Below are 21696 nucleotides of genomic sequence, written 5' to 3'. Positions count from 1 at the left end.
CGCCTCGTGGCATGGATGGTGCATTGAAGTCCGGGCATGAAGGAGACACCCACCATGCTGAAACAACCGGCATCCGCGCAAGCCGATACCGACTCGATCGACACGACCCGCAAGTTCGTCAGGGTCACCGGCATCAACCCGCGAGGGTTCGTCGAGTTTGAGTTCGCGGTCGGCATTCCGGAGCTTTGCGTCGAACTGATGCTGCCGCGAGACGCGTTCGAGGAGTTCTGCATCGCGCAGAACGCCGTGCGCCTCGCGGCGGAAGGTGAACCCATGACCAGCAGGAGCAAGCAGTGACCATCGATCTGAAGACAGTGGATATCAAGCCGCTGCGGCACACGTATGCCCACGTGGCGCAATACATAGGCGGAGACAAGACGGCCTCGCGCTATCAGGAAGGCATCATGGGCGCACAGCCTTCCGCGAACTTCCACTACCGGCCCACGTGGGATCCGGAGCATGAGCTGTTCGACACCGGGCGTACCGCCGTTCGTATGCAGAACTGGTACGCGTTGAAGGACCCGCGCCAGTTCTACTACGCGTCGTGGACCATGACGCGTGCGCGCCAGCAGGACACGATGGAGGCGAACTTCGAGTTCGTGGAATCGCGCGGCATGGTCGGGCTCATGTCCGATGAACTCGTCAACCATGCGTTGGCCGTGCTCGTGCCTTTGCGCCATGTCGCGTGGGGCGCCAACATGAACAACTCGCAAATTTGCGCGATCGGCTATGGCACCGCGTTCACGGCGCCCGCGATGTTTCACGCGATGGATAACCTCGGCGTCGCGCAATACCTCACCCGTCTCGCGCTGTCGATGTCCGGTCCTGAGCACCTGGACGAGGCGAAGGAAGCCTGGATGGTGGACCCCACGTGGCAGGCGCTGCGTCGCTACGTGGAAGACACGCTGGTGCTCAAGGATCCCGTGGAACTGTTCGTTGCACAGAATCTGGCGCTCGACGGACTTCTGTATCCGCTCGTGTACGAGCGTTACGTCGACGAGCGCGTAGCGCTCGCAGGCGGCAGCGCGGTGGCGATGCTCACCGCTTTCATGCCGGAATGGCACGACGAGTCGAGCCGCTGGGTCGACGCGGTCGTCAAGACCATGGCGGCCGAGTCCGAAGACAACAAGGCGGTGCTGAGCCAATGGGTGCACGACTGGGAAGAGCAGGCGGCCACGGCGCTGCTGCCGGTCGCGGAGCTGGCCTTCCCGGCGAGCGGCCATAGTGTGCTCGACGAAACACGCCAGCAATTGCGTGCGCGGCTGGCCAAGCTCGGCATCGACGCCTGAACCCCGCCGACAAACTGACTAACTGATACAGGAAACATTCGATGTCCAACGTATTCATCGCCTTTCAGGCCAATGAGGAGTCCAGACCAGTGGTCGAGGCGATCCTCGCGGATAACCCGGACGCCGTCGCCGTGGAATCTCCGGGCATGGTCAAGATCGATGCCCCAGGGCGTCTGACGATCCGCCGTGAAACCATCGAGAACCTCATCGGCACGCGCTTCGATCTGCAGCAGATCCAGGTGAATCTGATCACCTTGTCCGGCCATCTCGACGAAGACGACGACCAGTTCACGCTGAGCTGGAAACACTGAACAACGCAACACGGAATACATCAGGAAGGAGACACAAATGGACACGCCTGTGCTGAAAAAGAAACTCGGCTTGAAGGAGCGCTACGCGGCGATGACGCGCGGCCTCGGCTGGGAGACATCGTATCAGCCGATGGAGAAGGTTTTTCCGTTCGACCGCTACGAAGGCATCAAGATTCACGATTGGGACAAATGGGTCGACCCGTTCCGTCTAACGATGGACGCGTACTGGAAATATCAGGGCGAAAAGGAAAAGAAACTCTACGCGGTGATTGACGCATTCACGCAGAACAACGCGTTCCTGGGCGTAACCGACGCGCGCTACATCAACGCGCTCAAGCTCTTCATCCAGGGCGTGACACCGCTCGAGTACTACGCGCACCGTGGTTTTGCGCACGTAGGCCGGCATTTCACCGGCGAGGGCGCGCGCGTGGCGTGCCAGATGCAGTCAATCGATGAACTGCGTCACTATCAGACCGAAACGCATGCCATGTCCACGTACAACAAGTTCTTCAACGGCATGCATCACTCGAACCACTGGTTCGACCGCGTCTGGTATCTCTCGGTGCCGAAGTCATTCTTCGAGGACGCGTGCACGGCCGGGCCGTTCGAGTTCCTCACCGCCGTGAGCTTCTCGTTCGAGTATGTGCTCACCAATCTGCTGTTCGTGCCGTTCATGTCGGGCGCCGCCTACAACGGCGACATGTCGACCGTCACGTTCGGCTTCTCTGCGCAGTCAGACGAATCGCGCCACATGACGCTCGGCATCGAGTGCATCAAATTCATGCTCGAGCAGGACCCGGACAACGTGCCGATCGTGCAGCGCTGGATCGACAAGTGGTTCTGGCGTGGCTACCGGCTGCTCACGCTCGTGGCGATGATGATGGACTACATGCAACCGAAGCGCGTGATGAGCTGGAAGGAAGCCTGGGAAATGTACGCGGAGCAAAACGGCGGCGCGCTGTTCAAGGATCTTGCCCGCTATGGCATTCGCGAGCCGAAGGGCTGGAAGGATGCGTGCGAAGGCAAGGATCACCTCAGCCATCAGGCGTGGGCCACCTTCTACAGCTTCGGCGCGGCTGCCCCGTTCCACACGTGGCTGCCCCGCGAAGACGAGATGACGTGGCTCGCGGCGAAGTACCCGGATAGCTTCGATGCGCACTATCGGCCGCGTTTCGAGCACTGGGGCGAACGCGCGAAGGCGGGCGAGCGCTTCTACGTGAAGACGCTGCCGATGCTGTGCCAGACCTGCCAGATCCCGATGTTCTTCACCGAGCCGGGCGACGCGACGAAAGTCTGCGCGCGCGAGTCAGACTATCTGGGCAACCGCTTCCACTTCTGCAGCGACCACTGCAAGGAGATCTTCGAGCACGAGCCCGAGAAGTTCACGCAGTCGTGGCTTCCCGTTCACCAGATCTACCAGGGCAACTGCTTCAAGCCCGGCACCGATCCCACGAGCGAGGGCTTCGACCCGCTTGCGGCCGTGCTCGACTACTACGAGGTGAACCCGCGCGACAGTATGGACTTCGAAGGATCTGAAGACCAGAAGAACTTCGCAGCCTGGCGCGGCCAGGCAACGAGCAACTGATCGCCGGGTATTGCGCATTTGACTGACATCAGGTGTCGAGATGGATGCAGAGAAAACATCGTTGCGTTCGCTGGTTGAGAAATGGCTCGGGCCCACGCCGACGCGGCCGCTGCGCGTCACGCGATTCGGTCGCACCGCCAAAGGAGTGCGTTATGTAGCGCTCGAAGTGCTGCGAATGGCCGGCCCGCTGACCATCGCCTTCTTTCGCCACGAGAACGGTGCCTGGTGTGTGTTCCCGCCCGCGCAAGCCCCCTTAAGGGAAATTCCTGTTAGTGCAAGTTTTGCAAGGAGCAAGCCGTGACAATTATCGCGCTCAAACCCTACAGCTTCCCGCCGCAGGACACGGCGGAGAAGTTTCCGGCGCCGCTGCTCTACATCGGCTGGGAAGATCATCTGATGTTCCCGGCGCCGTTCTGCCTGCCGTTGCCGCCGCAGACGCCCTTCGGCGCACTGGCCGAGCAGATCCTGCCGGGCATCTACGGCTACCACCCCGACTTTGCCAGGATCGACTGGCGCGCGGTGCAGTGGTTCAAGTCCGGCAAGCCGTTCCAGCCCGATCCCGCGAAAACGCTCGCGGAGAACGGCATCGGCCACAAGGACCTGATCCGCTTTCGCACGCCGGGCCTGACGGGCATAAAGGGGTCCTGTAGCTGATTCGCGCAGCTGCAATACGCCGGCAATGTGCGGCGAACCGGACTGCGTTGTCGCGGTCCGGTTGCAAACAGTGCGACCGCAAACGCCATTGCGGCCGGAATTGACGTTTGAAGTATCGATCGACCATGAGCCATCAACTGACCATCGAACCCCTGGGCGCCACCATCGAAGTCGAGGAAGGACAGACCATTCTCGATGCCGCCTTGCGCCAGGGCATCTATATTCCACACGCGTGCTGTCACGGCCTGTGCGGGACCTGCAAGATCGAGATTCTCGAAGGCGAGGTCGATCTGGGCGAAGCCAACCCGTTCGCGCTGATGGACTTCGAGCGCGAGGAGCGCAAGGCGCTCGCCTGCTGCGCGACGCTTACCGCTGATACGTCGATCGAAGCCGATGTCGAGGAAGATCAGGATGCCGAAATCATCCCTGTCAAGGATTTCACGGCGGAGGTCGCCCGCATCGTTCAGCTCACGCCAACGATCAAGGCCATTCATCTGAGACTTGCCGATCCGCTGCATTTCCAGGCGGGCCAGTACGTCCAGCTCGAGATTCCGGGCATGCACGAGCGCCGGGCGTTTTCCATTGCCAATGCGCCGGCCGATGCCGCGGCCACCGGCGAAATCGAGTTGAACGTGCGGCAGGTGCCCGGCGGCGTCGGCACGGGCTACCTGCACGAGAAGCTTGCGGTGGGCGACAAGGTGAAGCTTTCCGGCCCCTACGGGCGGTTCTTTGTACGCAAGTCCGCGCAGGTGCCGATGCTCTTCATGGCCGGCGGCTCGGGCCTGTCGAGCCCACGCTCGATGATCCTCGATCTGCTGCAAAGCGGTTGCAAGGAGCCGATCACGCTGGTCTACGGCCAGCGCAACGCGGCGGAGCTGTACTACGACGAAGCCTTTCGCGAGCTGAGCCGCCAGTACCCGAACTTCACCTATGTGCCCGCCCTGTCGGAGAGTGCCAATGGCTCGGGTCAGCCCGTTGCGCACGGCTTCGTTCACGAAGCCGCGAAGGCGCACTTCGACAACAACTTTTCCGGTCACAAAGCGTACCTGTGCGGGCCGCCCGCGATGATCGATGCGTGCATCACCACGCTGATGCAGGGCCGGCTCTTCGAAAGCGACATCTACCACGAGAAGTTCATCTCTGCGGCAGATGTTCAGCAGGTGCGCAGCCCGCTATTCAGGAGGGTTTGACATGGACGCCAGTGAGCGCACCGTAGCCGTGACGATCGCGCAGACCGGGGAGCGCTACCGCTGTTCGGTACAGGAGTCGCTGCTTGCGGGAATGTCGCGGCTTGGTCGCCGGGGCATTCCGGTCGGATGCCTGAATGGCGGCTGTGGCGTGTGCAAGGTTCGGGTGCTGCAAGGCGAAGTTCAGAAGCTAGGACCGGTAAGCCGTGCACATGTGAGCGTGCAGGAGGAAGAGGCTGGCTATTCGCTCGCATGCCGGATCGCCCCGCAAGGCGATGTGGAGCTGGAAGTGGCCGGCAGGATGCAAAAGCCGTTTTTCAAGGGATTCGCCTGCCAGGCATCCCAAACTTATACCGGGTAGAGAAGGAGGAGAGCAATCATGGGTGTGATGCGAATCGGCCATGCCAATCTGAGGGTGATGGACATGGATGCGGCGCTCAAGCATTACCAGAATGTTCTGGGCTTGAAGGAAACGCTGCGCGACAGCGAGGGCAACGTCTATCTGAAATGCTGGGACGAGTGGGACAAATACTCGCTTGTCCTGAGCCCGTCGGATCAGGCGGGCCTGAACCATGTCGCTTACAAGGTAGAGAAGGACGCCGATCTCGACGCCTTGCAGGAACGTATCGAGGCGTATGGCGCGCGCACGCAGATGCTGCCCCAAGGCAGCCTGCCAGCAACGGGCCGTATGCTGAAATTCAATCTGCCAAGCGGTCACGAAATGCGCCTTTACGCCTACAAGGAGCAGGTGGGCACCGACGTCGGCTCGCTCAATCCCGACCCCTGGCCCGATGACGTGAAGGGCTCAGCGGTTCACTGGCTCGACCATTGCCTGCTGATGTGCGAGCTCAATCCGGGAACGGGCGTCAATCGCGTGGCCGACAACACCCGCTTCATGCAGGAATGCCTCGACTTCCATCTGGCCGAGCAGGTGATGGTGGGACCGGCCAACAGCATCCAGGCCGCCACGTGGCTGTTTCGCAGTTCGACGCCGCACGATATCGCGTTCGTCGGCGGCGCGACCAACGGTCTGCATCACATCGCCTTCTTCCTCGACGACTGGGCCGATGTGCTGAAGTCGGCGGACGTGATGGGCAAGAACAAGGTGAAGATCGACGTGGCGCCCACGCGTCATGGCATCACGCGCGGCACGACCATCTATTTCTTCGATCCGAGCGGCAACCGCAACGAGACCTTCGCGGGGCTCGGCTACATGGCGCAGCCGGACCGGCCCGTCACCACGTGGACCGAAGACCACCTTGGGCGCGGCATCTTCTTCCACTCGGGCGAGATCAACGAAGCCTTCACTACGGTGTACACCTGACATGGCACCCGGACAACGCGCGCGCCCGGCGCACGAGGGCGCGAATGCCGTGCCGCATGGCGTCGAGGCACGCACGATCGACTGGCCCGCGGCCAGCCGCGCGGCCGCTGCCGCCGCGCGCGAGGCGCAGCAACTCGGCGTACGCGTAAACGTGGCCGTGGTCGATGCGGGCGGGAACCTTGCCGCGTTCGTGCGGATGCCGGGTGCGCCGTTGCACTCGATCGACATCGCGATCGACAAGGCGTACACGGCGGTCAGCTTCGGCTTGCCCACCGGGGGCTGGAGCGAAGCGCTGCAGGCGCATTCCTCGGCCGTGCGGCAGGGCATCGTGCTGCGACCGCGATTCGTCGCGTTTGGCGGCGGGCTGCCGATCACGGAGGACGGGCAGCGCATTGGCGGCATAGGTGTATCGGGTGGCAGCGAGGAGCAGGACGACGCCTGCGCGCAGGCTGGATTGCGCTCGCTCGGCCTGGCCAATGCGTGAGGCTCGCGAGAATGGCAACGCGCCGCGAGCCGCAGATTTCATGGAATACGAACACATCGTTGAGACGATCATGCTGAAGACAGAACCCAATGGCGCGCCACATCTGGCGACCGATGTGCCAGCGCCCGATAGCGGCATCCGACTGGTCAGGAATTTCATTGACGGCGAGTACCACGACGGCCAGCTCTGGTTTGAGAAGCGCTCGCCGCTGAACAATGCGGTTATCGCGCGGGTGGCCGAAGCCGGTCGCGCAGAGGTCGACGCGGCCGTGCGTGCCGCAAAGGCCGCGCTCAAAGGTCCCTGGGGGGCGATGACGGTGCCGCAGCGCGTGGACGTGCTTTACGCGCTGGCCGATGGCATCAACCGCCGATTCGACGACTTTCTGGCCGCCGAAGTGGCCGACACTGGCAAGCCGGTGAGCCTTGCGAGCCACATCGACATTCCGCGCGGTGCGGCCAACTTCAAGATCTTCGCCGACGTGGTGAAGAACGTGCCCACCGAATTCTTCGAAATGCCCACGCCGGACGGCTCCGGTGCGATCAACTACGCGATGCGGCGCCCGGTTGGTGTAGTAGGCGTGGTCTGTCCGTGGAATCTGCCGCTGCTGCTGATGACCTGGAAGGTGGGCCCCGCGCTCGCCTGCGGCAATACCGTGGTGGTCAAGCCGTCGGAAGAGACGCCTCAGACCGCGGCGCTGCTGGGCGAGGTCATGAACGCAGCGGGCGTGCCGCGTGGCGTCTACAACGTCGTGCACGGTTTCGGGCCGGGCTCGGCCGGAGAGTTCCTCACTACGCATCCTGGTGTGAACGCCATCACGTTCACGGGCGAGACGCGCACCGGCACGGCCATCATGAAGGCCGCGGCAGAGGGCGCGCGCCCGGTGAGCCTGGAGATGGGCGGCAAGAACGCAGCCATCGTGTTTGCGGACTGCGATTTCGAGGCTGCCATCGAAGGCACGCTGCGCTCATGCTTTGCCAATTCCGGCCAGGTTTGCCTCGGCACGGAACGTATCTATGTCGAGCGCCCCATTTTCGAGCGCTTCGTGGCGGCGCTCAAGTCAGGGGCTGAAGCCCTGCGCATCGGCTTGCCGCAGGATGCGAGCACCGGCATGGGACCGCTCATCAGCCAGGAGCATCGGACCAAGGTGCTCTCCTACTACAAGAAGGCGGCGGATCTGGGCGCGACCGTGGTGACGGGCGGCGGCGTGCCTGAGATGCCGGGCGATCTGCATGCGGGCGCCTGGGTACAGCCGACGATATGGACGGGACTCGGCGACGACTCACCGATCGCCCGTGAAGAGATCTTCGGCCCCTGTGCGCTCGTCATGCCCTTCGACTCCGAGGAGGAAGTCATTCGCCGCGCGAACGACAACGACTATGGCCTCGCCACGGCAGTATGGACAACGAATCTTTCGCGCGCGCATCGGGTCGCAGCGGCCATCGAGGTCGGCATTGCCTGGGTGAACTCATGGTTCCTGCGGGACTTGCGCACGCCGTTTGGCGGCGCGAAGCAGTCCGGCATCGGCCGCGAAGGCGGCGTGCATTCGCTCGAGTTCTACACGGAACTCAAGAACGTGTGCGTCAAGCTTTGAACGATCGCTTTGATTAACCGCTTTGACTAACTACGGCTATTGGGAAGTTTCATGGAATCCACGTTGATTACCGAACTGGGCGACAGACTCTACGGCGCGCTCACTGCGCGCGAGACGCTGGCGCCGTTGACCGACAGCCACCCCGGCATGTCGATCGAGGATGCGTACCACATCCAGCAGCGCATGGTACAGCGGCGCCTGAACGCCGGCGAGACGGTCGTGGGCAAGAAGATCGGCGTGACGTCGAAGGCCGTGATGGACATGCTGGGCGTCTATCAGCCCGACTTCGGCTATCTGCTCTCGGGCATGGTGTACGGCGAAGGCGAGAGCATCGCGCTCGACACCTTGATCCAGCCGAAAGCCGAGGGCGAAATCGCCTTCGTACTCAAGAAGGACCTGATGGGGCCGGGCATCACCAACGCGATGGTGCTGGCCGCCACCGAATGCGTGATGCCATGTTTCGAGATCGTCGATTCGCGCATTCGCGACTGGAAGATCAAGATCCAGGACACCGTAGCAGACAACGCCTCGTGCGGCGTCTTCGTGCTGGGTGACCGCGCGGTGAGCGCGCGCAGCGTGGACCTCGGCACCTGCGGCATGGTGCTCGAACGAAACGGCGAGGTGATCGGCACTGGCGCGGGCGCGGCGGCGCTCGGCTCGCCCGTCAATGCGGTGGCCTGGCTCGCCAATACGCTCGGGCGCCTCGGCATCGGCCTGAAGGCGGGCGAAGTTGTGCTCTCCGGCGCGCTCGCGGCCATGGCGCCGGTCAAGGCTGGCGACAGCTTCCGCGTAGCCATCGGCGGCATCGGCGCGTGCTCGGTCCGCTTCGCCTGAACTTCATTGACATTCAGAAGGACATTTCACCATGACACAGAAAATCCGTTGTGCGTTGATCGGGCCGGGCAACATCGGCACCGACCTGCTCGCCAAACTGCAACGCAGCCCGGTGCTCGAGCCCGTCTGGATGGTGGGCATCGACCCCGAATCCGACGGCCTGAAGCGCGCCCGCGAACTGGGCATCAAGACCACGGCCGAAGGCGTGGACGGCCTCGTGCCTCACGTGAAAGCCGACAATGTGCAGATCGCCTTCGACGCGACGAGCGCCTACGTTCACGCGGAGAACAGCCGCAAGCTCAACGAGCTGGGCGTGATGATGATCGACCTCACGCCGGCCGCCATCGGGCCGTACTGCGTACCGCCGGTGAACCTCAGGGAGCACATCGGCAAGCGCGAGATGAACGTCAACATGGTGACGTGCGGCGGACAGGCGACCATTCCGATGGTGCATGCGGTCTCGCGCGTGCAGCCGGTGGACTACGCGGAAATCATCGCGACGGTGTCGTCCCGCTCGGCGGGGCCCGGCACGCGCAAGAACATCGACGAATTCACGCGCACCACCTCGGCGGCCGTGGCGAAGGTGGGCGGCGCGAAACAGGGTAAGGCGATCATCGTCATCAATCCCGCGGACCCGCCGCTCATCATGCGCGACACCGTCCACTGCCTGACCGAGGGCAAGCCGGATGAAGCGCGCATCACCGAATCCATTCACGCGATGATCGCCGAAGTTCAGCGCTACGTGCCGGGCTACAAGCTCGTCAACGGGCCGGTGTTCGACGGCAGGCGCGTGACCGTCTATCTCGAAGTGGAGGGCCTGGGCGACTACCTGCCGCGCTATGCAGGCAATCTGGACATCATGACCGCCGCGGCCGCGCGCACGGCTGAGATGTTTGCCGAGGAGCTGCTTGCAGGCCGAATCTCGCTTGTGCCCGTGGAGAACGCGCCGGCCTGAGCACAGGGCCACTGTGTCCGCCTGCTTCCGACTTACCCCAATATCGAAGGAAACACCATGAATCTCCGAGGCAAACGCATTACTGTCCACGACATGACGCTGCGCGACGGCATGCATCCCAAGCGTCACCAGATGACGCTCGACCAGATGCGCAACATCGCCCAGGGGCTCGACGACGCCGGTGTGCCGCTCATCGAGGTGACGCACGGCGATGGTCTGGGCGGCTCGTCGGTCAACTACGGCTTTCCGGCGCATACCGACGAGGAATACCTCGGCGCCGTCATTCCACTGCTCAAACGGGCGAAGGTTTCGGCGCTGCTGCTGCCGGGCATCGGCACCGTCGACCATCTGAAGATGGCCCACGATCTGGGCGTTCACACGATCCGCGTGGCCACTCATTGCACCGAAGCCGATGTGTCCGAGCAGCACATCACGCTCGCACGCAAGCTCGATATGGACACGGTGGGCTTCCTGATGATGAGCCACATGAACAGTCCGCAGGGACTCGTGAAGCAGGCGAAGCTCATGGAAGGGTATGGTGCGAACTGCATCTATATCACCGACTCGGCGGGTTACATGCTGCCCGAGGACGTGAAGGCGCGCCTGAGCGCCGTGCGCGAAGCGCTGAAGCCCGAAACGGAGCTGGGCTTTCACGGACACCATAACCTGGCGATGGGCGTGGCGAATTCGCTCGCCGCCATCGAGTGCGGCGTCAATCGTATCGACGGTGCGGCCGCGGGGCTCGGCGCGGGCGCGGGCAACACGCCGCTCGAAGTGTTCATTGCCGTGTGCGATCGGATGGGCATCGAAACGGGCGTGGACGTCTGGAAGATCCAGGACGTGGCCGAAGACCTCGTGGTGCCGATGATGGACTTCCCGATCCGCATCGACCGCGACTCGCTCACGCTCGGCTACGCCGGCGTTTACGGCTCGTTCCTGCTGTTTGCGAAGCGCGCTGGCGAAAAGTACGGCGTGCCCGCGCGCGACATTCTCGTGGAGCTCGGACGGCGCGGCATGGTGGGCGGCCAGGAAGACATGATCGAAGACACGGCGCTCACGTTGAAGAAGGCGCGTCAACAGATCGCCAGCAAGGAAGCAGCATGAACCTCACCACTGAAATCATCCACTCGCTCGCCGAACAGCTCGACGCATGCGCATTGCACGCGCGCGACACGGTCAAGATCACGGACACGTGGCCGCAGATGGACTGGGACGACGCGTATGCCGTGCAGGATGCGATTCGCGAGCGACACTTGCGGCGCGGGGCGCGGCTTGTCGGCTACAAGGCCGGTTTGACCTCGCACGCGAAGATGCGCCAGATGGGCGTGGACACGCCCGTGTTTGGCTATCTCGTCGACGTGTACTCGCTTGAAGACGGCGGTGCATGCCGCGCGAGCGAACTCATCCACCCGAAGGTGGAGCCTGAGATCGCGTTCGTCACCAAAACCGAGCTGAAAGGGCCGGGCTGCCATATCGGCAGCGTGCTGGCCGCCACCGACTTCGTCATTCCGGGCATCGAGGTGATCGACAGCCGCTACCGCGACTTCAAGTTCGACCTGAAGAGCGTAGTGGCCGACAACACTTCGGCGGCACGCTTCGTGGTGGGCGGCCAGCCGATGTCGGTGGACGGCGTGGACCTGCGCACGGTCGGCATCGTCATGGAGAAGAACGGTCAGCCGGTTTCGTTCGGCGCAGGCGCGGCCGTGCTCGGGCACCCGGCGGCGGCGGTGGCGATGCTGGCCAACCACCTTGGCGCGCGCGGGGAATCGATTCCGGCCGGGAGCCTGATTCTCTCGGGCGGCATCACGGAGGCAGTGGCCGTTGAAGCCGGAGACAGCATCACGTTGCGCGTTCAGGGCATGGGCTCCACTGGATTGCGCTTCATTTGACGAGGAGAACGCCGTGCCGATTGCTCATCTTTATATCCTGGAAGGTCGCGACGACGAGAAGAAGGAGCGCCTGATCGCCGAGGTCAGTGAGGCAATTCATCGCGCAATCGACGCACCGATCGAGTCGGTGCGCGTCATCATCACCGAGATGCCAAAAGGCCATTTCGGAATTGCCGGGCAAAGTGCGAAAAAGCGCGGCCGCCAGGGTTTGCGCGAAAGTCGTGGAGACCCTGTGAAACTCTCTAAATGAGCAGACATATCACCATGCAGACCAATCCTGAAATCAGCAAGAGCATTCTTGCCCATGGCATCCGAACCAACTACCACGATCTGGGCGAAGGGCCACCCGTATTACTGATTCATGGATCAGGGCCGGGTGTGACGGCGTGGGCGAACTGGCGTCTCACCATGCCGGAGTTGGCAAAGCACTTTCGTGTGATTGCCCCCGACATGGTTGGTTTTGGGGAAACCGAACGTCCCACGGGGCATCGCTATTCGATGCAGGCCTGGGTCGATCACTTGCTAGGGCTGCTCGACGCGCTGAACATCCAACAGGCTCACGTAGTGGGCAATTCGTTCGGCGGCGGGCTAGCGCTGGCGCTTGCCATCAAGGCGCCGCGCCGCGTGGGCAAGCTCGTGCTGATGGGCAGTGCCGGAACCGCCTTTCCCCTTACCGAAGGGCTCGACGCGGTGTGGGGCTACACGCCATCAATCGAAAACATGCGTGCGCTGCTCGATATCTTTGCGTTCGACCGCACGCTCGTGAACGACGAGCTCGCAAAGCTACGCTTCGAGGCAAGCGTGCGCCCAGGCTACCAGGAGGCGTTCGCGAACATGTTTCCCGCGCCGCGTCAACGCTGGGTCGACGCGCTGGCTAGTCCGGAAGAGGCGATTCGCGCGATTCAGCACGAAACACTGATCGTGCATGGCCGCGAGGACCGCGTGATCCCGCTTGAGGGCTCGCTCAAACTGCTGGATCTGATTCCGCGGGCGCAACTGCATGTATTCGGGCAGTGCGGACACTGGACGCAGATCGAGCACACCGCACGGTTCAACAGGCTGGTGATGGAGCATTTCAGCGAAGGGAAGGTCTAGTCAACCGCAAGCGCACGGACGCAGAAGAGCGCGCTTCAGCGGGTCGTCGGCGTAATGGGGAGTTTCTGATTCTATATCTCCGACATCGATTCTGTTAGTAATACATATTAAATATATATACCAGGAGACAGAAGTGAAAGGCAATTGCATTCGCGCGGCGGCGGCGCTTTGCGCGGCTGTTTGGGGGGCGCAGGCACAGGCGACCGATGTTTTCAACCTTGAAGGATACGGGCCGATCTCCCGCGCGATGGGGGGCAGCGGGGTCGCCTATAACGTGGGGCCGGCGGCGATGATGCTCAACCCGGCAACGCTCGCGCTGATGAGCGATGGAAAATATATCAACTTCGGACTCGACGTCGTGACCACCGACATACGGGTGACCAATACCGCAACCGGCGAGTCCGTGACATCGGGGAATCACGGCAACAACAATGGTCCGTACTTCGCGCCCGAAGCGGCATTCGTCTATCGGCAGGGCAAGTATACGTTTGGCGTGGGCGCGTTTGCTGAAGGCGGGCTCGGTACCCAGTACGGTGGCAGCAGCTTTCTCTCGCGCACGACCACCAATGATGTGAATACGGGCCTCGATAACTTCTCCAGATTGCTGGTACTGCGCATTCCGTTCGCCGTCGCGTACAACATCACGGACAAGCTCACGGTGGGCGGCTCCATTGATGCGGTCTGGACGTCATTGAATCTGGGCATGTTGCTGGATGCGTCACAGATCGGCTCGCTGGCGAGCCAGCATCGCGTGTCCGGCTCACTGGTTCCCGCGCTGCTGAGTGTACCAGGCCTCTCCGGCGGGTACATCAACTTCGAGCATGACGGCATCGTGGGCGGCGGTGCGGACGCCTGGGGAATCGGCGGCAAGCTTGGCCTGACGTATCAGCTCACGCCGAACACGCGAGTCGGTCTCGCGTACAACTTCAAGACGCACGTAGGCGACCTGGGCGGGCATGCGACCCTGACGGCGGTGAGCTCCGTGGCGGGCAACATACCGATCAATGGGAACATTACCGTCCACAGCTTCGAAATGCCTGCGCAATTCACGGCGGGGATCAGTCACACGTTCAACGACCATTGGAGCGTCTCGGCGGACTACCAGCGCGTGTTTCTGGCAGGCGTATTCAAGGATATCAACGTGAGCTTCGTGCAGTCGGGCACGGGCGCGAACCTGAATCTGTCCTTGCCGCAGAATTACCGCGATATCAACGTGTTCTCGGTTGGTGCCGAGTACCGCTACAACCCCAGCTGGACGTTCCGCGCGGGTTTCCACTACGCGCAGGAAGCCGTGCCGAACAACATGCTGTTTGCTGTCATTCCCGGCATTCCGACTACGACGGTCACCGGCGGCGTTTCCTACGCATTCGGCAAGAACGATGTGATCGACCTGGGCGTATCGTACGCATTCCAGAAGACGCTGACCAACACGAGTCAGCCCAATACTTCGGTGCCGATCAAGGTGACGCATTCGCAGCTCAATGCGGCGATCTCGTATCAGAAGCGCTTCTAGCGCGTGAGGGCGGGGCAGGCGCGGCGCGAAGGCGCCTGCCTCGTCGCGCGACGGCAGCGAATGGGCCGGTTCAGGCCCGACCGATGGGGATACCGTATTTGCGCAGACGATAGGCGAGCTTTGGGCGGCTGATGCCGAGCACGCGGGCGGCAAGCGAGAGATTGCCGTTCGCTTCGGCAACGGCCGCGCGCAGCATGGCTGCTTCCGTTTCGGCAAGGCCAGGAAGTCCAGCGGGGACGAACGCGGGCGGCGCGACCTCGACCGGCTCGTTGAGGGGCGCGATATTGCCGCTGCGCTTGAGAATGAACGACGAAACGTCGATCTCCTCGCCCGTTGTAAACAGGTGGCACAGGTCGAGGGCGCCGCCGTCTTCTGCGAGAATCACGGCGCGCTCGATCATGTTTTCAAGCTCGCGCACGTTGCCGGGCCAGTCGTAGTTGAAGAGCGCGTCCACCGCACGTTCGCGAAATCCGGTGATGTGCTTGCCGTGCTTCTTGGCGAGGCGCTGCAAGAACCAGTTCATCATCAAAGGTATATCGTCGCGCCGGTCGCGTAACGGCGGCACCAGAATTGGAAAGACATTCAGGCGGAAGAACAGGTCTTCGCGGAACTGCCCGGCCTTCACAGCCTCGCGCAGATTCACGTTGGTTGCCGCCACGACTCTAACGTCGATTTTGCGCGTGCGGGTGTCGCCCACGCGCTCCAGTTCGCCCTGCTGCAACGCGCGCAGGAGCTTGCCCTGAGCCGTGAAGCTGAGCGTGCCGATTTCGTCGAGAAAAAGCGTGCCGCCATCGGCGCGTTCGAAGCGCCCGGGACGTGAAGACGTGGCGCCGGTATATCCGCCGCGCTCCACGCCGAACAGTTCGGACTCCATGAGATGCTCGGGAATCGACGCGCAATTGACGGCGACGAACGGCCCGTCCGCGCGTTTGCTGAGACGATGCAGGTTGTTGGCGAAGACTTCCTTGCCCACGCCGCTTTCACCGAGAAAGAGCACGGTTGCCTCGGTAGGGGCGACCTTGTTGACCATGTGGCAGACCGTATTGAAGCCCACGGAGATGCCCACGACGCCAAAACTGTTTTCGGGAGCGCTTGCCAGCCGCTGGGCAATGCGGCTCGTTGCGGGCAGCATGCTTTGGGGTTCGACCGACCATTTGACGAAATCGCCGATCTGCAGGAAGCGCAGATCGTCCTGTGGGTCGTCCCAATCTTCCACGGGCTTGCCGACCACGCGGCACTTCGCGTGGCCCATGCCGCGGCACTCGATCTCGCGCCAGAGAATAGGGCGTCCCATGAAGGCGCTCGTGTAGCCGCAGGCATAGCCGATCAGCATCCAGCACACCGATTCGTTGCCGATGCCATAGCTCGCGATGTGCGCTTCGGCTTCGGCGCAGTCGGTCAGATAGAAGTCGCCGAAGTAGTGGCCGCGCTCGACGTCGATGTCGAGCGTAATCGGCTCGCAGTGCACGATGCCTTCGAGCGACACCAACTGCGGACCAGCGAGGAAATCGTCATAGCGGTTGGAGCCCGCGCGAACCTTGCGTGTCATCGCCGCGTCCCGCGAGCCGGCCTGATAGCCGATGCGGGTCACGAGGCCGCGAGCCGTTTCCTTGCCGAGGCTCTCAATCAGCTCCTGGCGAAGCGCGCCGAGAGAGCTGATGTGCATAAGCATCATGCGCTGGTCGTCCAGCCAGATGCGGCCCTGCTGCGGCGCGAAGCGCAACCGCTTGGCCAGATCGTGGATGGCGGGAACGCGGATCTCCGTCGACTGCCGGCGCCGCGCCACGTGAGCGGGGGAATCCGTGTTGGAGGGAGTCGTGGCGACTCCGTGTGTGCGGCTCTTGGGCATGCTCACCTCGAAGGCTACCGGATTGGCGGCCGCGACCACGTTCGCTGTGGCGCGATGATCGTTGCGCGGATTGTCCGCTGCCTGCGCCGGGAGCTGAAAAAATCGAATTGACCGTGTCAGGTTACTCCTCCTTGCAGCGACAGGCGATTGGTGTAAGTACGCGAGCGGTGCGCTGGCACGGAACCCGGCACAGGGGCCGGGCAAGACAAACGGTGCGTTCAGACGAAACGGTCGAAGTGGATCTGGTTGTAAGGCACGCGATGTCGCTGCATCAGCATTTCCTGCACGGCCTCGATCATGGGAGGCGGGCCGGCGAAGTAGAACTCATGTTGATCGAGCGGAGATGCGAGCGAGCGCTCGACCTCTGCGTGCACGAAGCCCGTGGCGCCGGCCCACGGCTGGGATGGCTCCGGCGACGACAGCACCACCGAAATGCTCAGGCGCTCCTGAGCAAGCTCGTGCAATTGCGCGGTCGCACCGAGATCGGCCTGCGTGCGTGCGCCATAGAAGAAGTGCACACGCCGCTGCCCCAGCGGGGCAAGCGCACCGCGTGCGACGGACAGCATGGGCGCAAGACCCGAGCCGCCCGCAATGCACACGATATGGCGCTCGTTGTCGTCGCGCAGATAGCCATGACCGTAGGGACCGTCCATCACGATCTGGTCGCCAACCAGGAGTGAGTCGAAGAGCGCATTGCTGCCCGCGCCACCCGGCACGCGACGGATGATGAACTGCCACAGCCCCTCGCCGTTGGGCAAGTTGGACATCGAATAGGCGCGGGCGCCCTCCGCCTGCGCGGGGTAAAGCAGCGCGTACTGTCCGGCGCGGAAGTGCGCTCGTCCAGCTATATGAAACGTGAACTCGCTCATGTCCGGCGTCAGCGGGCGGCGAGACTCCAGTCTTGCGCTCCAGCGCGCGGGGGCCACGGCTGGAAGATAGCTGTCATCGCAGCGCACGCGTATCGTGCAGTCGCTCAACGGGCGTGACTGGCAGGCGAGGCGCTTGCCGCGCTTGCGGTCGCGTTCGCTGAGCCCCGGCGCCTGCGCCCAGAGCGTTTCCATGTTGCCTTCGACGAGTTCGAAGCGGCACGCACCACATCCGCCGACACTGCACTCGTGCGGGAGTCCCACATCGGCGCGCAGCGCGCCGCGCAACAGGGAGTCTTCCTCGGCGCAGACGCTGAATTGCGCACCGCCCTCGATCGTGATCCGATGTTTCATTTCACGCTTTCCAAAGTTTCGGGGCCGGCTTGCGCCGGCACTTGCTTCACAACGCTTCGATTCAGAGCCCGTCGACTGACAGTCCCGTCGCGCGCCTGAATTCGCGCGTGGCTTCCTTCGCGCGAGCGCCTGCCTCGGGTGCGTCGGGCAGGGCGGCGCACCAGGCCGTGATGGCTTCGTCGGCAAGCGGTTCCCACTTGCTTACCCACGCATTCAGCACGGCGTGGTTGCCTTCGTGCCCGAGAGCCATGCGCACCAACTCGGTGGCCCAACGCCGGTGCCGCTGCGCGTCGACGAGCTGCGCATCGGTGACGAGCCCGAGCAGGGTGTCGCCGTTGTGCCGCGCCGCGACGCCGAGACCGCGCAAGATGGTTTCTTCCACGGCCGGGCGCGCGACGAGGTTCAGTGCGACGAAGCATTCTGCCCAGTCCCACGCCGTGAGCGCCCGTTCGGCGAGCTTGCGCCAGCCCTGCCATGCCGCGTCCAGCTCCCAGCAGCGCCGCTCCCCGCTGCCGAAGCCGAGGTCGGCGAAGGTCAGCGACAGCTCCTTCGTGCGATACGCGGTGTGCGTGAGCCAGCGCAGCGAATTGGCGGTCTGGTACGCGGCGCAGTTCGAGATCGTGGAGGCGGGGGCCATCTGGGTCAGATAAGCCGAGCCCATTTGCAGTGCATGAAAGAGGAAACGCGCGGGCGTATAAAGACGCGCGAGCGTACTGGCCCATGCTGGCGTAAGCATGGCGTCGTGACCGCGCGTGGCGAACTGGTCAAGCAGACCGAATACATAGGTTTCCTGACCGTCCTGCAGCATGTTGTAAGTGCGATAGACGATCTCGTCTGGATCGCGAAATGCGTTCCAGTCGGGGTGACGCAGCGGCGAAGCATTGCGGTTGCGCTTGAACCATTGCGCCATTTCGAAGTTCGGGTCGAGTTCGAAGGGTGCATCGGGGTTGTCGGTCGTGTAGTGCAAATTGGTCGAGACGATCTCGTACTCGCTCGGCTTGCGCCGCCGCGTGGCGAGATGGCTCCACGTTTTCAGCGGCTTGAGAACTTGGGGTTGGGTCATGCTCGTCTCCGGTTAAAGCGTCTTCTCGTAGTAAAAGCGCACGTAGTCGTCAGTCGTCTCGATGCGGCCTGCAAACGAGCTGAGATTGACTTCGAGTTCGGACATCCTGAACGGCCTGCCCAGCGTCTCTTCCAGCGTGGCGCGGCGCAGGATCAGCTCGCCGTCCGTGTCGATGCGCACGTACGCGAGCTTGTCGTCGACGCGAATCTCCTTGCCGGGGTTGTCCTCGTGCGCGGCTTCGATGACGCCGGCCGTGATGCTGCCGGCGCGGAGCACGGGACCCACGCGGTTGTTGCGGTAGGCCTCGGCGGTGTTGTCGGTAGTCATGGAGTGATCTCCTGTAATTTCAGGAATGAGCAAAAAGCGGTTCGACGCCGCCCACAGCGACGAGGACATCATCGCCTTCGATCTTCACGGCGTACTCGGCAAGCCGGCAGTCACCCGGATTGATCCCTTTGCCGGTGTTCGCGTCGAAGGTCCACTGATGGGCGCGGCACATCAATACGCGACCGTCGAACTTGCCTTCCACGAGCGGAATGTCCTGGTGCGGGCAAATGCCCTGAAAGGCGCGCGGCTCGCCGCCTTCGGGGCGCACCAGGACGATCACGTGGCCGTCCACTTCCACTTCGGTCATCTCGCCTTCCCACAGGTCGTCGAGCGTGCAGACTTTCTGGTACTTCATGTCGACCTCATTCGTCGCAAAAGATAAATTCCAGCGCTTCCATCGGCTTGATGTCGGTATCCTCGAGCTTCGCGTTGCGCGCGTAGAACTGCTCACCGCCCTGGCGGCGTACGCGGACAACCTTGTCGGGTCGCGGCGCTACGCGCCGGCCTACCGAATGGTGAGCGGCTGCGGCGGCGACCTCGTCCATCGTGTTGCCGGAATCCACTGCCACGAGCTGTAATACAAAGTCATACTGAAAATTGGAAATCACAGGGAAAAGTGCCATGTCGTCCTCCATTGCATAGCCGCCTCAGGCGGCCTTTTTGGTGTAACGCGTGTCGCGGTATGCCTCGACCCAGGCATATTTGTGCGCGTCGTCGCCGATTTCGCCCGGTGCGAGGCCCATATACTGCAGTGCACCCGTGAGGTTGGGCGGCTGGATGTGGCCTGCCAGGAAGCGATCGACGAGCGTGAGGTGATCGCGGTAGCGAACCGGGTCCTGGAGAAACACCCAGCGGTCAATTTCGGAATTGAAGTGGTAGGTCCGGCCGTTATAGTCGAGCGGATAGTCCTTCACGTTCCAGCCGTCGCCCGGAATCGCGCAGATGGGCAACTGGCTCATGTTGCAGACGACCGGCAACGTCTCGGGCGCGGTGAGTTCGGGCTTGCCCGCGAGCAGGTTCTCGATGATGACGTCCCATGCCTTGCCGAACGTGTCGTTCCAGCCCGGGTATTTTTCTTCGAGCCAGTCGCGGCACTCGGGTGTCACGCCGGCAGCGGGGTTCCACCAGACCGTGGGCCGCCAGAACCAGATGCCGAGCTGATAAGCGTGGTGCTGGTAGTCGAACTCGTTGATCATCTGGTCCCAGTACCACGGCAGGTCGAGACCCAGGTCGATCAGCGTGCGTTCGAACTGGCCGACGATCCACTCACGCATGAATTCCTTGAACGACTGCTTGCGGTGCTCGATCGGTGTGGCGTAGTCCATCGACGAGCCCGTCAGCAGGCAGAACAGGCGCCACGCGCGCGCGATGGCGATATCGACGAGCTTTTGGGCCTCCTCCTTGCGGCCATTTGCGATCAGGATCTGCAACGCCGGGCCGCCAATTTGTGCATGGCGCGACTCGTCGGTCTGAATGCTGGAAATCAGGCTTGCAAAGGTGAAGTCGCCGGCTTCAGCGGCGTCGGCCGCGAGTCCGAGGAATTGCATGTTGGTGAAGCCCGTCTCGAACGCGAAGGTGAGCATGACGGCGATTTCGATCGCGCTGCGTGACATGAACAAATCGTCGAACGTGCTGCGGGCGGCAATCGCACCCCACTCGTTTGTGTGATAGGCCTTGTGCGCCCAGTCGAACTGGCGGTCCTTCGCGCAGTAATCGTGGGGAAAGTAGAGTTGCAGTTGGCCGTGACGGTTCTCGTCGAGCATGCCGAAGGTGGCCATGTTGCGCATGCCGGGCGCGCGGCCGAAGCGCGCCATGCGCGCTTCGGCGCTCATGGCTGCGTACTCGCCGAGCGCAATTGCGCCGTAGTGCGACTTCAGGATGGAAAGCCAGCCGGGATCGGCTTCCTCGAACATGCGGCTACGTTCCAGCGCGGCCTTCACGGAATACGCGCCGGCGTCCTTCTCGCGCTGGATACGAACGTACTCGGGATACGACGTCTTGTACGGCTCGTCGTAGGTTTCCCAGCTTGCCATGGGAATACCCTGCGCGCCGGACATGATATCGGGGAAGAGTTCGGACTCGGCGACATAGGTCGGGGTCCAGTTGGTGGCACGGGCGATGTCGTACCAGGCCGCGCGTTCCAGTAACGCCATGGTGATGTCTCCTTGTTGGGATGGGAATTGCGCCTGCCCGAAACAACGTCCGTTGCACCGGGCGGTTCCTCTCAGAGCAAGGTGGATGCCAATGCGCGGGGCGCGCTCGCAAAGATGAGGGAAAATCCCGAGATTTTTGGCGCTAGAGCCCTTGTGTGCGCGATGTTGGTGAGACCCAATCGATCATTTTCCGAGGCGTGGTCGCGTCCTTTTGATCGTCTGGTTAAATACTGACGCTGCGTATGAACGAGCAGCGCTTAACCAATTGGTAAAAATATCGATATTCTGTTGTTTTAAACATACCAAACATTAGACTTCCGCATTCATCAGTCGCTTGATGCGAGGACATTACGGCTGGCGGATTCCTTGAATG

24 protein-coding genes and 1 pseudogene are annotated in these 21696 nt (G+C 62.6%); 18 read left to right on the top strand and 7 right to left on the bottom strand.

Features of this window, described 5'->3' with window-relative positions:
• The first annotated feature begins 54 nt into the window (after nucleotides 1-54).
• The 18 genes and pseudogenes from BMI01S_RS20900 to BMI01S_RS20815 all read left to right on the top strand — a co-directional run bounded on the left by BMI01S_RS20900 (nucleotide 55) and on the right by BMI01S_RS20815 (nucleotide 14711).
• Nucleotides 55-297: a phenol hydroxylase subunit gene (locus BMI01S_RS20900; RefSeq protein ID WP_042290402.1), complete on the top strand. Its 243-nt coding sequence runs from the start codon at nucleotides 55-57 to the stop codon at nucleotides 295-297.
• On the top strand, nucleotides 294-1289 hold the full coding sequence (locus BMI01S_RS20895) for an aromatic/alkene monooxygenase hydroxylase subunit beta (RefSeq protein WP_028210913.1): 996 nt from the start codon (nucleotides 294-296) through the stop codon (nucleotides 1287-1289). The genes BMI01S_RS20900 and BMI01S_RS20895 overlap by 4 nt, the downstream gene beginning before the upstream one ends.
• A 41-nt stretch (nucleotides 1290-1330) precedes the next feature.
• Nucleotides 1331-1600: an MmoB/DmpM family protein gene (locus BMI01S_RS20890; RefSeq protein WP_028210914.1), complete on the top strand. Its 270-nt coding sequence runs from the start codon at nucleotides 1331-1333 to the stop codon at nucleotides 1598-1600.
• 37 nt (nucleotides 1601-1637) lie between these two features.
• Nucleotides 1638-3185, top strand: coding sequence for an aromatic/alkene/methane monooxygenase hydroxylase/oxygenase subunit alpha (locus tag BMI01S_RS20885; RefSeq protein WP_028210915.1), 1548 nt, complete (start codon nucleotides 1638-1640; stop codon nucleotides 3183-3185).
• A gap of 40 nt (nucleotides 3186-3225) precedes the next feature.
• Nucleotides 3226-3486, top strand: coding sequence for a hypothetical protein (locus BMI01S_RS39175; RefSeq protein WP_081715918.1), 261 nt, complete (start codon nucleotides 3226-3228; stop codon nucleotides 3484-3486).
• Nucleotides 3483-3839 (top strand): phenol hydroxylase subunit P4, encoded by a 357-nt coding sequence (locus BMI01S_RS20875; RefSeq protein WP_028210916.1) that lies wholly within the window; start codon nucleotides 3483-3485, stop codon nucleotides 3837-3839. The genes BMI01S_RS39175 and BMI01S_RS20875 overlap by 4 nt, the downstream gene beginning before the upstream one ends.
• A gap of 125 nt (nucleotides 3840-3964) precedes the next feature.
• Nucleotides 3965-5029, top strand: coding sequence for an NADH:ubiquinone reductase (Na(+)-transporting) subunit F (locus BMI01S_RS20870; protein ID WP_028210917.1), 1065 nt, complete (start codon nucleotides 3965-3967; stop codon nucleotides 5027-5029).
• Between the two features lies 1 nt (nucleotide 5030).
• Nucleotides 5031-5387, top strand: a complete 357-nt coding sequence (locus BMI01S_RS20865; protein WP_028210918.1) for a 2Fe-2S iron-sulfur cluster-binding protein — start codon at nucleotides 5031-5033, stop codon at nucleotides 5385-5387.
• Between the two features lie 18 nt (nucleotides 5388-5405).
• Nucleotides 5406-6350, top strand: a complete 945-nt coding sequence (locus BMI01S_RS20860; protein ID WP_028231637.1) for a catechol 2,3-dioxygenase — start codon at nucleotides 5406-5408, stop codon at nucleotides 6348-6350.
• 1 nt (nucleotide 6351) lies between these two features.
• Nucleotides 6352-6834 (top strand): GlcG/HbpS family heme-binding protein, encoded by a 483-nt coding sequence (locus BMI01S_RS20855; protein ID WP_042290394.1) that lies wholly within the window; start codon nucleotides 6352-6354, stop codon nucleotides 6832-6834.
• 70 nt (nucleotides 6835-6904) lie between these two features.
• Nucleotides 6905-8425, top strand: a complete 1521-nt coding sequence (locus BMI01S_RS20850; protein WP_208460991.1) for a 2-hydroxymuconic semialdehyde dehydrogenase — start codon at nucleotides 6905-6907, stop codon at nucleotides 8423-8425.
• Nucleotides 8426-8476: 51 nt separating this feature from the next.
• The gene (gene dmpE, locus BMI01S_RS20845) at nucleotides 8477-9259 is read left to right on the top strand and encodes a 2-oxopent-4-enoate hydratase (RefSeq protein WP_028210922.1); all 783 of its coding nucleotides are present in this window, start codon (nucleotides 8477-8479) and stop codon (nucleotides 9257-9259) included.
• A gap of 31 nt (nucleotides 9260-9290) precedes the next feature.
• Nucleotides 9291-10214 carry an acetaldehyde dehydrogenase (acetylating) gene (locus tag BMI01S_RS20840; RefSeq protein WP_028231639.1) on the top strand — a complete coding sequence of 308 codons (924 nt, stop codon included), beginning with the start codon at nucleotides 9291-9293 and terminating at the stop codon, nucleotides 10212-10214.
• Nucleotides 10215-10271: 57 nt separating this feature from the next.
• Nucleotides 10272-11318, top strand: a complete 1047-nt coding sequence (dmpG, locus tag BMI01S_RS20835; RefSeq protein WP_028231640.1) for a 4-hydroxy-2-oxovalerate aldolase — start codon at nucleotides 10272-10274, stop codon at nucleotides 11316-11318.
• A complete protein-coding gene (gene dmpH / locus BMI01S_RS20830; RefSeq protein WP_028210925.1) occupies nucleotides 11315-12103 on the top strand; it encodes a 2-oxo-3-hexenedioate decarboxylase in 789 nt (262 codons plus the stop codon). Before dmpG ends, dmpH begins: the two co-directional genes overlap by 4 nt.
• Before the next feature lie 13 nt (nucleotides 12104-12116).
• Nucleotides 12117-12305 (top strand): annotated as a pseudogene (locus tag BMI01S_RS20825) (2-hydroxymuconate tautomerase); the annotation flags it as partial.
• Between the two features lie 62 nt (nucleotides 12306-12367).
• Nucleotides 12368-13198 carry an alpha/beta fold hydrolase gene (locus tag BMI01S_RS20820; protein ID WP_028231641.1) on the top strand — a complete coding sequence of 277 codons (831 nt, stop codon included), beginning with the start codon at nucleotides 12368-12370 and terminating at the stop codon, nucleotides 13196-13198.
• 133 nt (nucleotides 13199-13331) lie between these two features.
• A complete protein-coding gene (locus BMI01S_RS20815) occupies nucleotides 13332-14711 on the top strand; it encodes an OmpP1/FadL family transporter (RefSeq protein WP_036045603.1) in 1380 nt (459 codons plus the stop codon).
• Nucleotides 14712-14781: 70 nt separating this feature from the next.
• Here BMI01S_RS20815 and BMI01S_RS20810 read toward each other — a convergent pair whose 3' ends face one another.
• The 7 genes from BMI01S_RS20810 to BMI01S_RS20780 form a co-directional block, all read right to left on the bottom strand.
• Nucleotides 14782-16560, bottom strand: a complete 1779-nt coding sequence (locus BMI01S_RS20810) for a sigma-54-dependent Fis family transcriptional regulator (protein ID WP_238327697.1) — start codon at nucleotides 16558-16560, stop codon at nucleotides 14782-14784.
• 218 nt (nucleotides 16561-16778) lie between these two features.
• Nucleotides 16779-17780, bottom strand: coding sequence for a 2Fe-2S iron-sulfur cluster-binding protein (locus BMI01S_RS20805; RefSeq protein WP_028231643.1), 1002 nt, complete (start codon nucleotides 17778-17780; stop codon nucleotides 16779-16781).
• A 61-nt stretch (nucleotides 17781-17841) separates the two neighbouring features.
• The gene (locus BMI01S_RS20800; RefSeq protein ID WP_028231644.1) at nucleotides 17842-18843 is read right to left on the bottom strand and encodes an aromatic/alkene monooxygenase hydroxylase subunit beta; all 1002 of its coding nucleotides are present in this window, start codon (nucleotides 18841-18843) and stop codon (nucleotides 17842-17844) included.
• A 12-nt stretch (nucleotides 18844-18855) separates the two neighbouring features.
• Nucleotides 18856-19170: an MmoB/DmpM family protein gene (locus tag BMI01S_RS20795; protein ID WP_028231645.1), complete on the bottom strand. Its 315-nt coding sequence runs from the start codon at nucleotides 19168-19170 to the stop codon at nucleotides 18856-18858.
• Nucleotides 19171-19189: 19 nt separating this feature from the next.
• The gene (locus tag BMI01S_RS20790) at nucleotides 19190-19525 is read right to left on the bottom strand and encodes a Rieske 2Fe-2S domain-containing protein (protein ID WP_028210932.1); all 336 of its coding nucleotides are present in this window, start codon (nucleotides 19523-19525) and stop codon (nucleotides 19190-19192) included.
• Nucleotides 19526-19532: 7 nt separating this feature from the next.
• Nucleotides 19533-19793 carry a toluene-4-monooxygenase system B family protein gene (locus tag BMI01S_RS20785; RefSeq protein WP_028210933.1) on the bottom strand — a complete coding sequence of 87 codons (261 nt, stop codon included), beginning with the start codon at nucleotides 19791-19793 and terminating at the stop codon, nucleotides 19533-19535.
• 24 nt (nucleotides 19794-19817) lie between these two features.
• Nucleotides 19818-21323 (bottom strand): ferritin family protein, encoded by a 1506-nt coding sequence (locus tag BMI01S_RS20780; protein ID WP_028210934.1) that lies wholly within the window; start codon nucleotides 21321-21323, stop codon nucleotides 19818-19820.
• Nucleotides 21324-21696: the final 373 nt, after the last annotated feature.

Origin of the sequence: Paraburkholderia mimosarum LMG 23256 = NBRC 106338, from assembly GCF_000739815.1 — a bacterium.
GTDB lineage: Bacteria > Pseudomonadota > Gammaproteobacteria > Burkholderiales > Burkholderiaceae > Paraburkholderia > Paraburkholderia mimosarum.
This window is presented reverse-complemented; position numbering and strand designations above follow the sequence as displayed.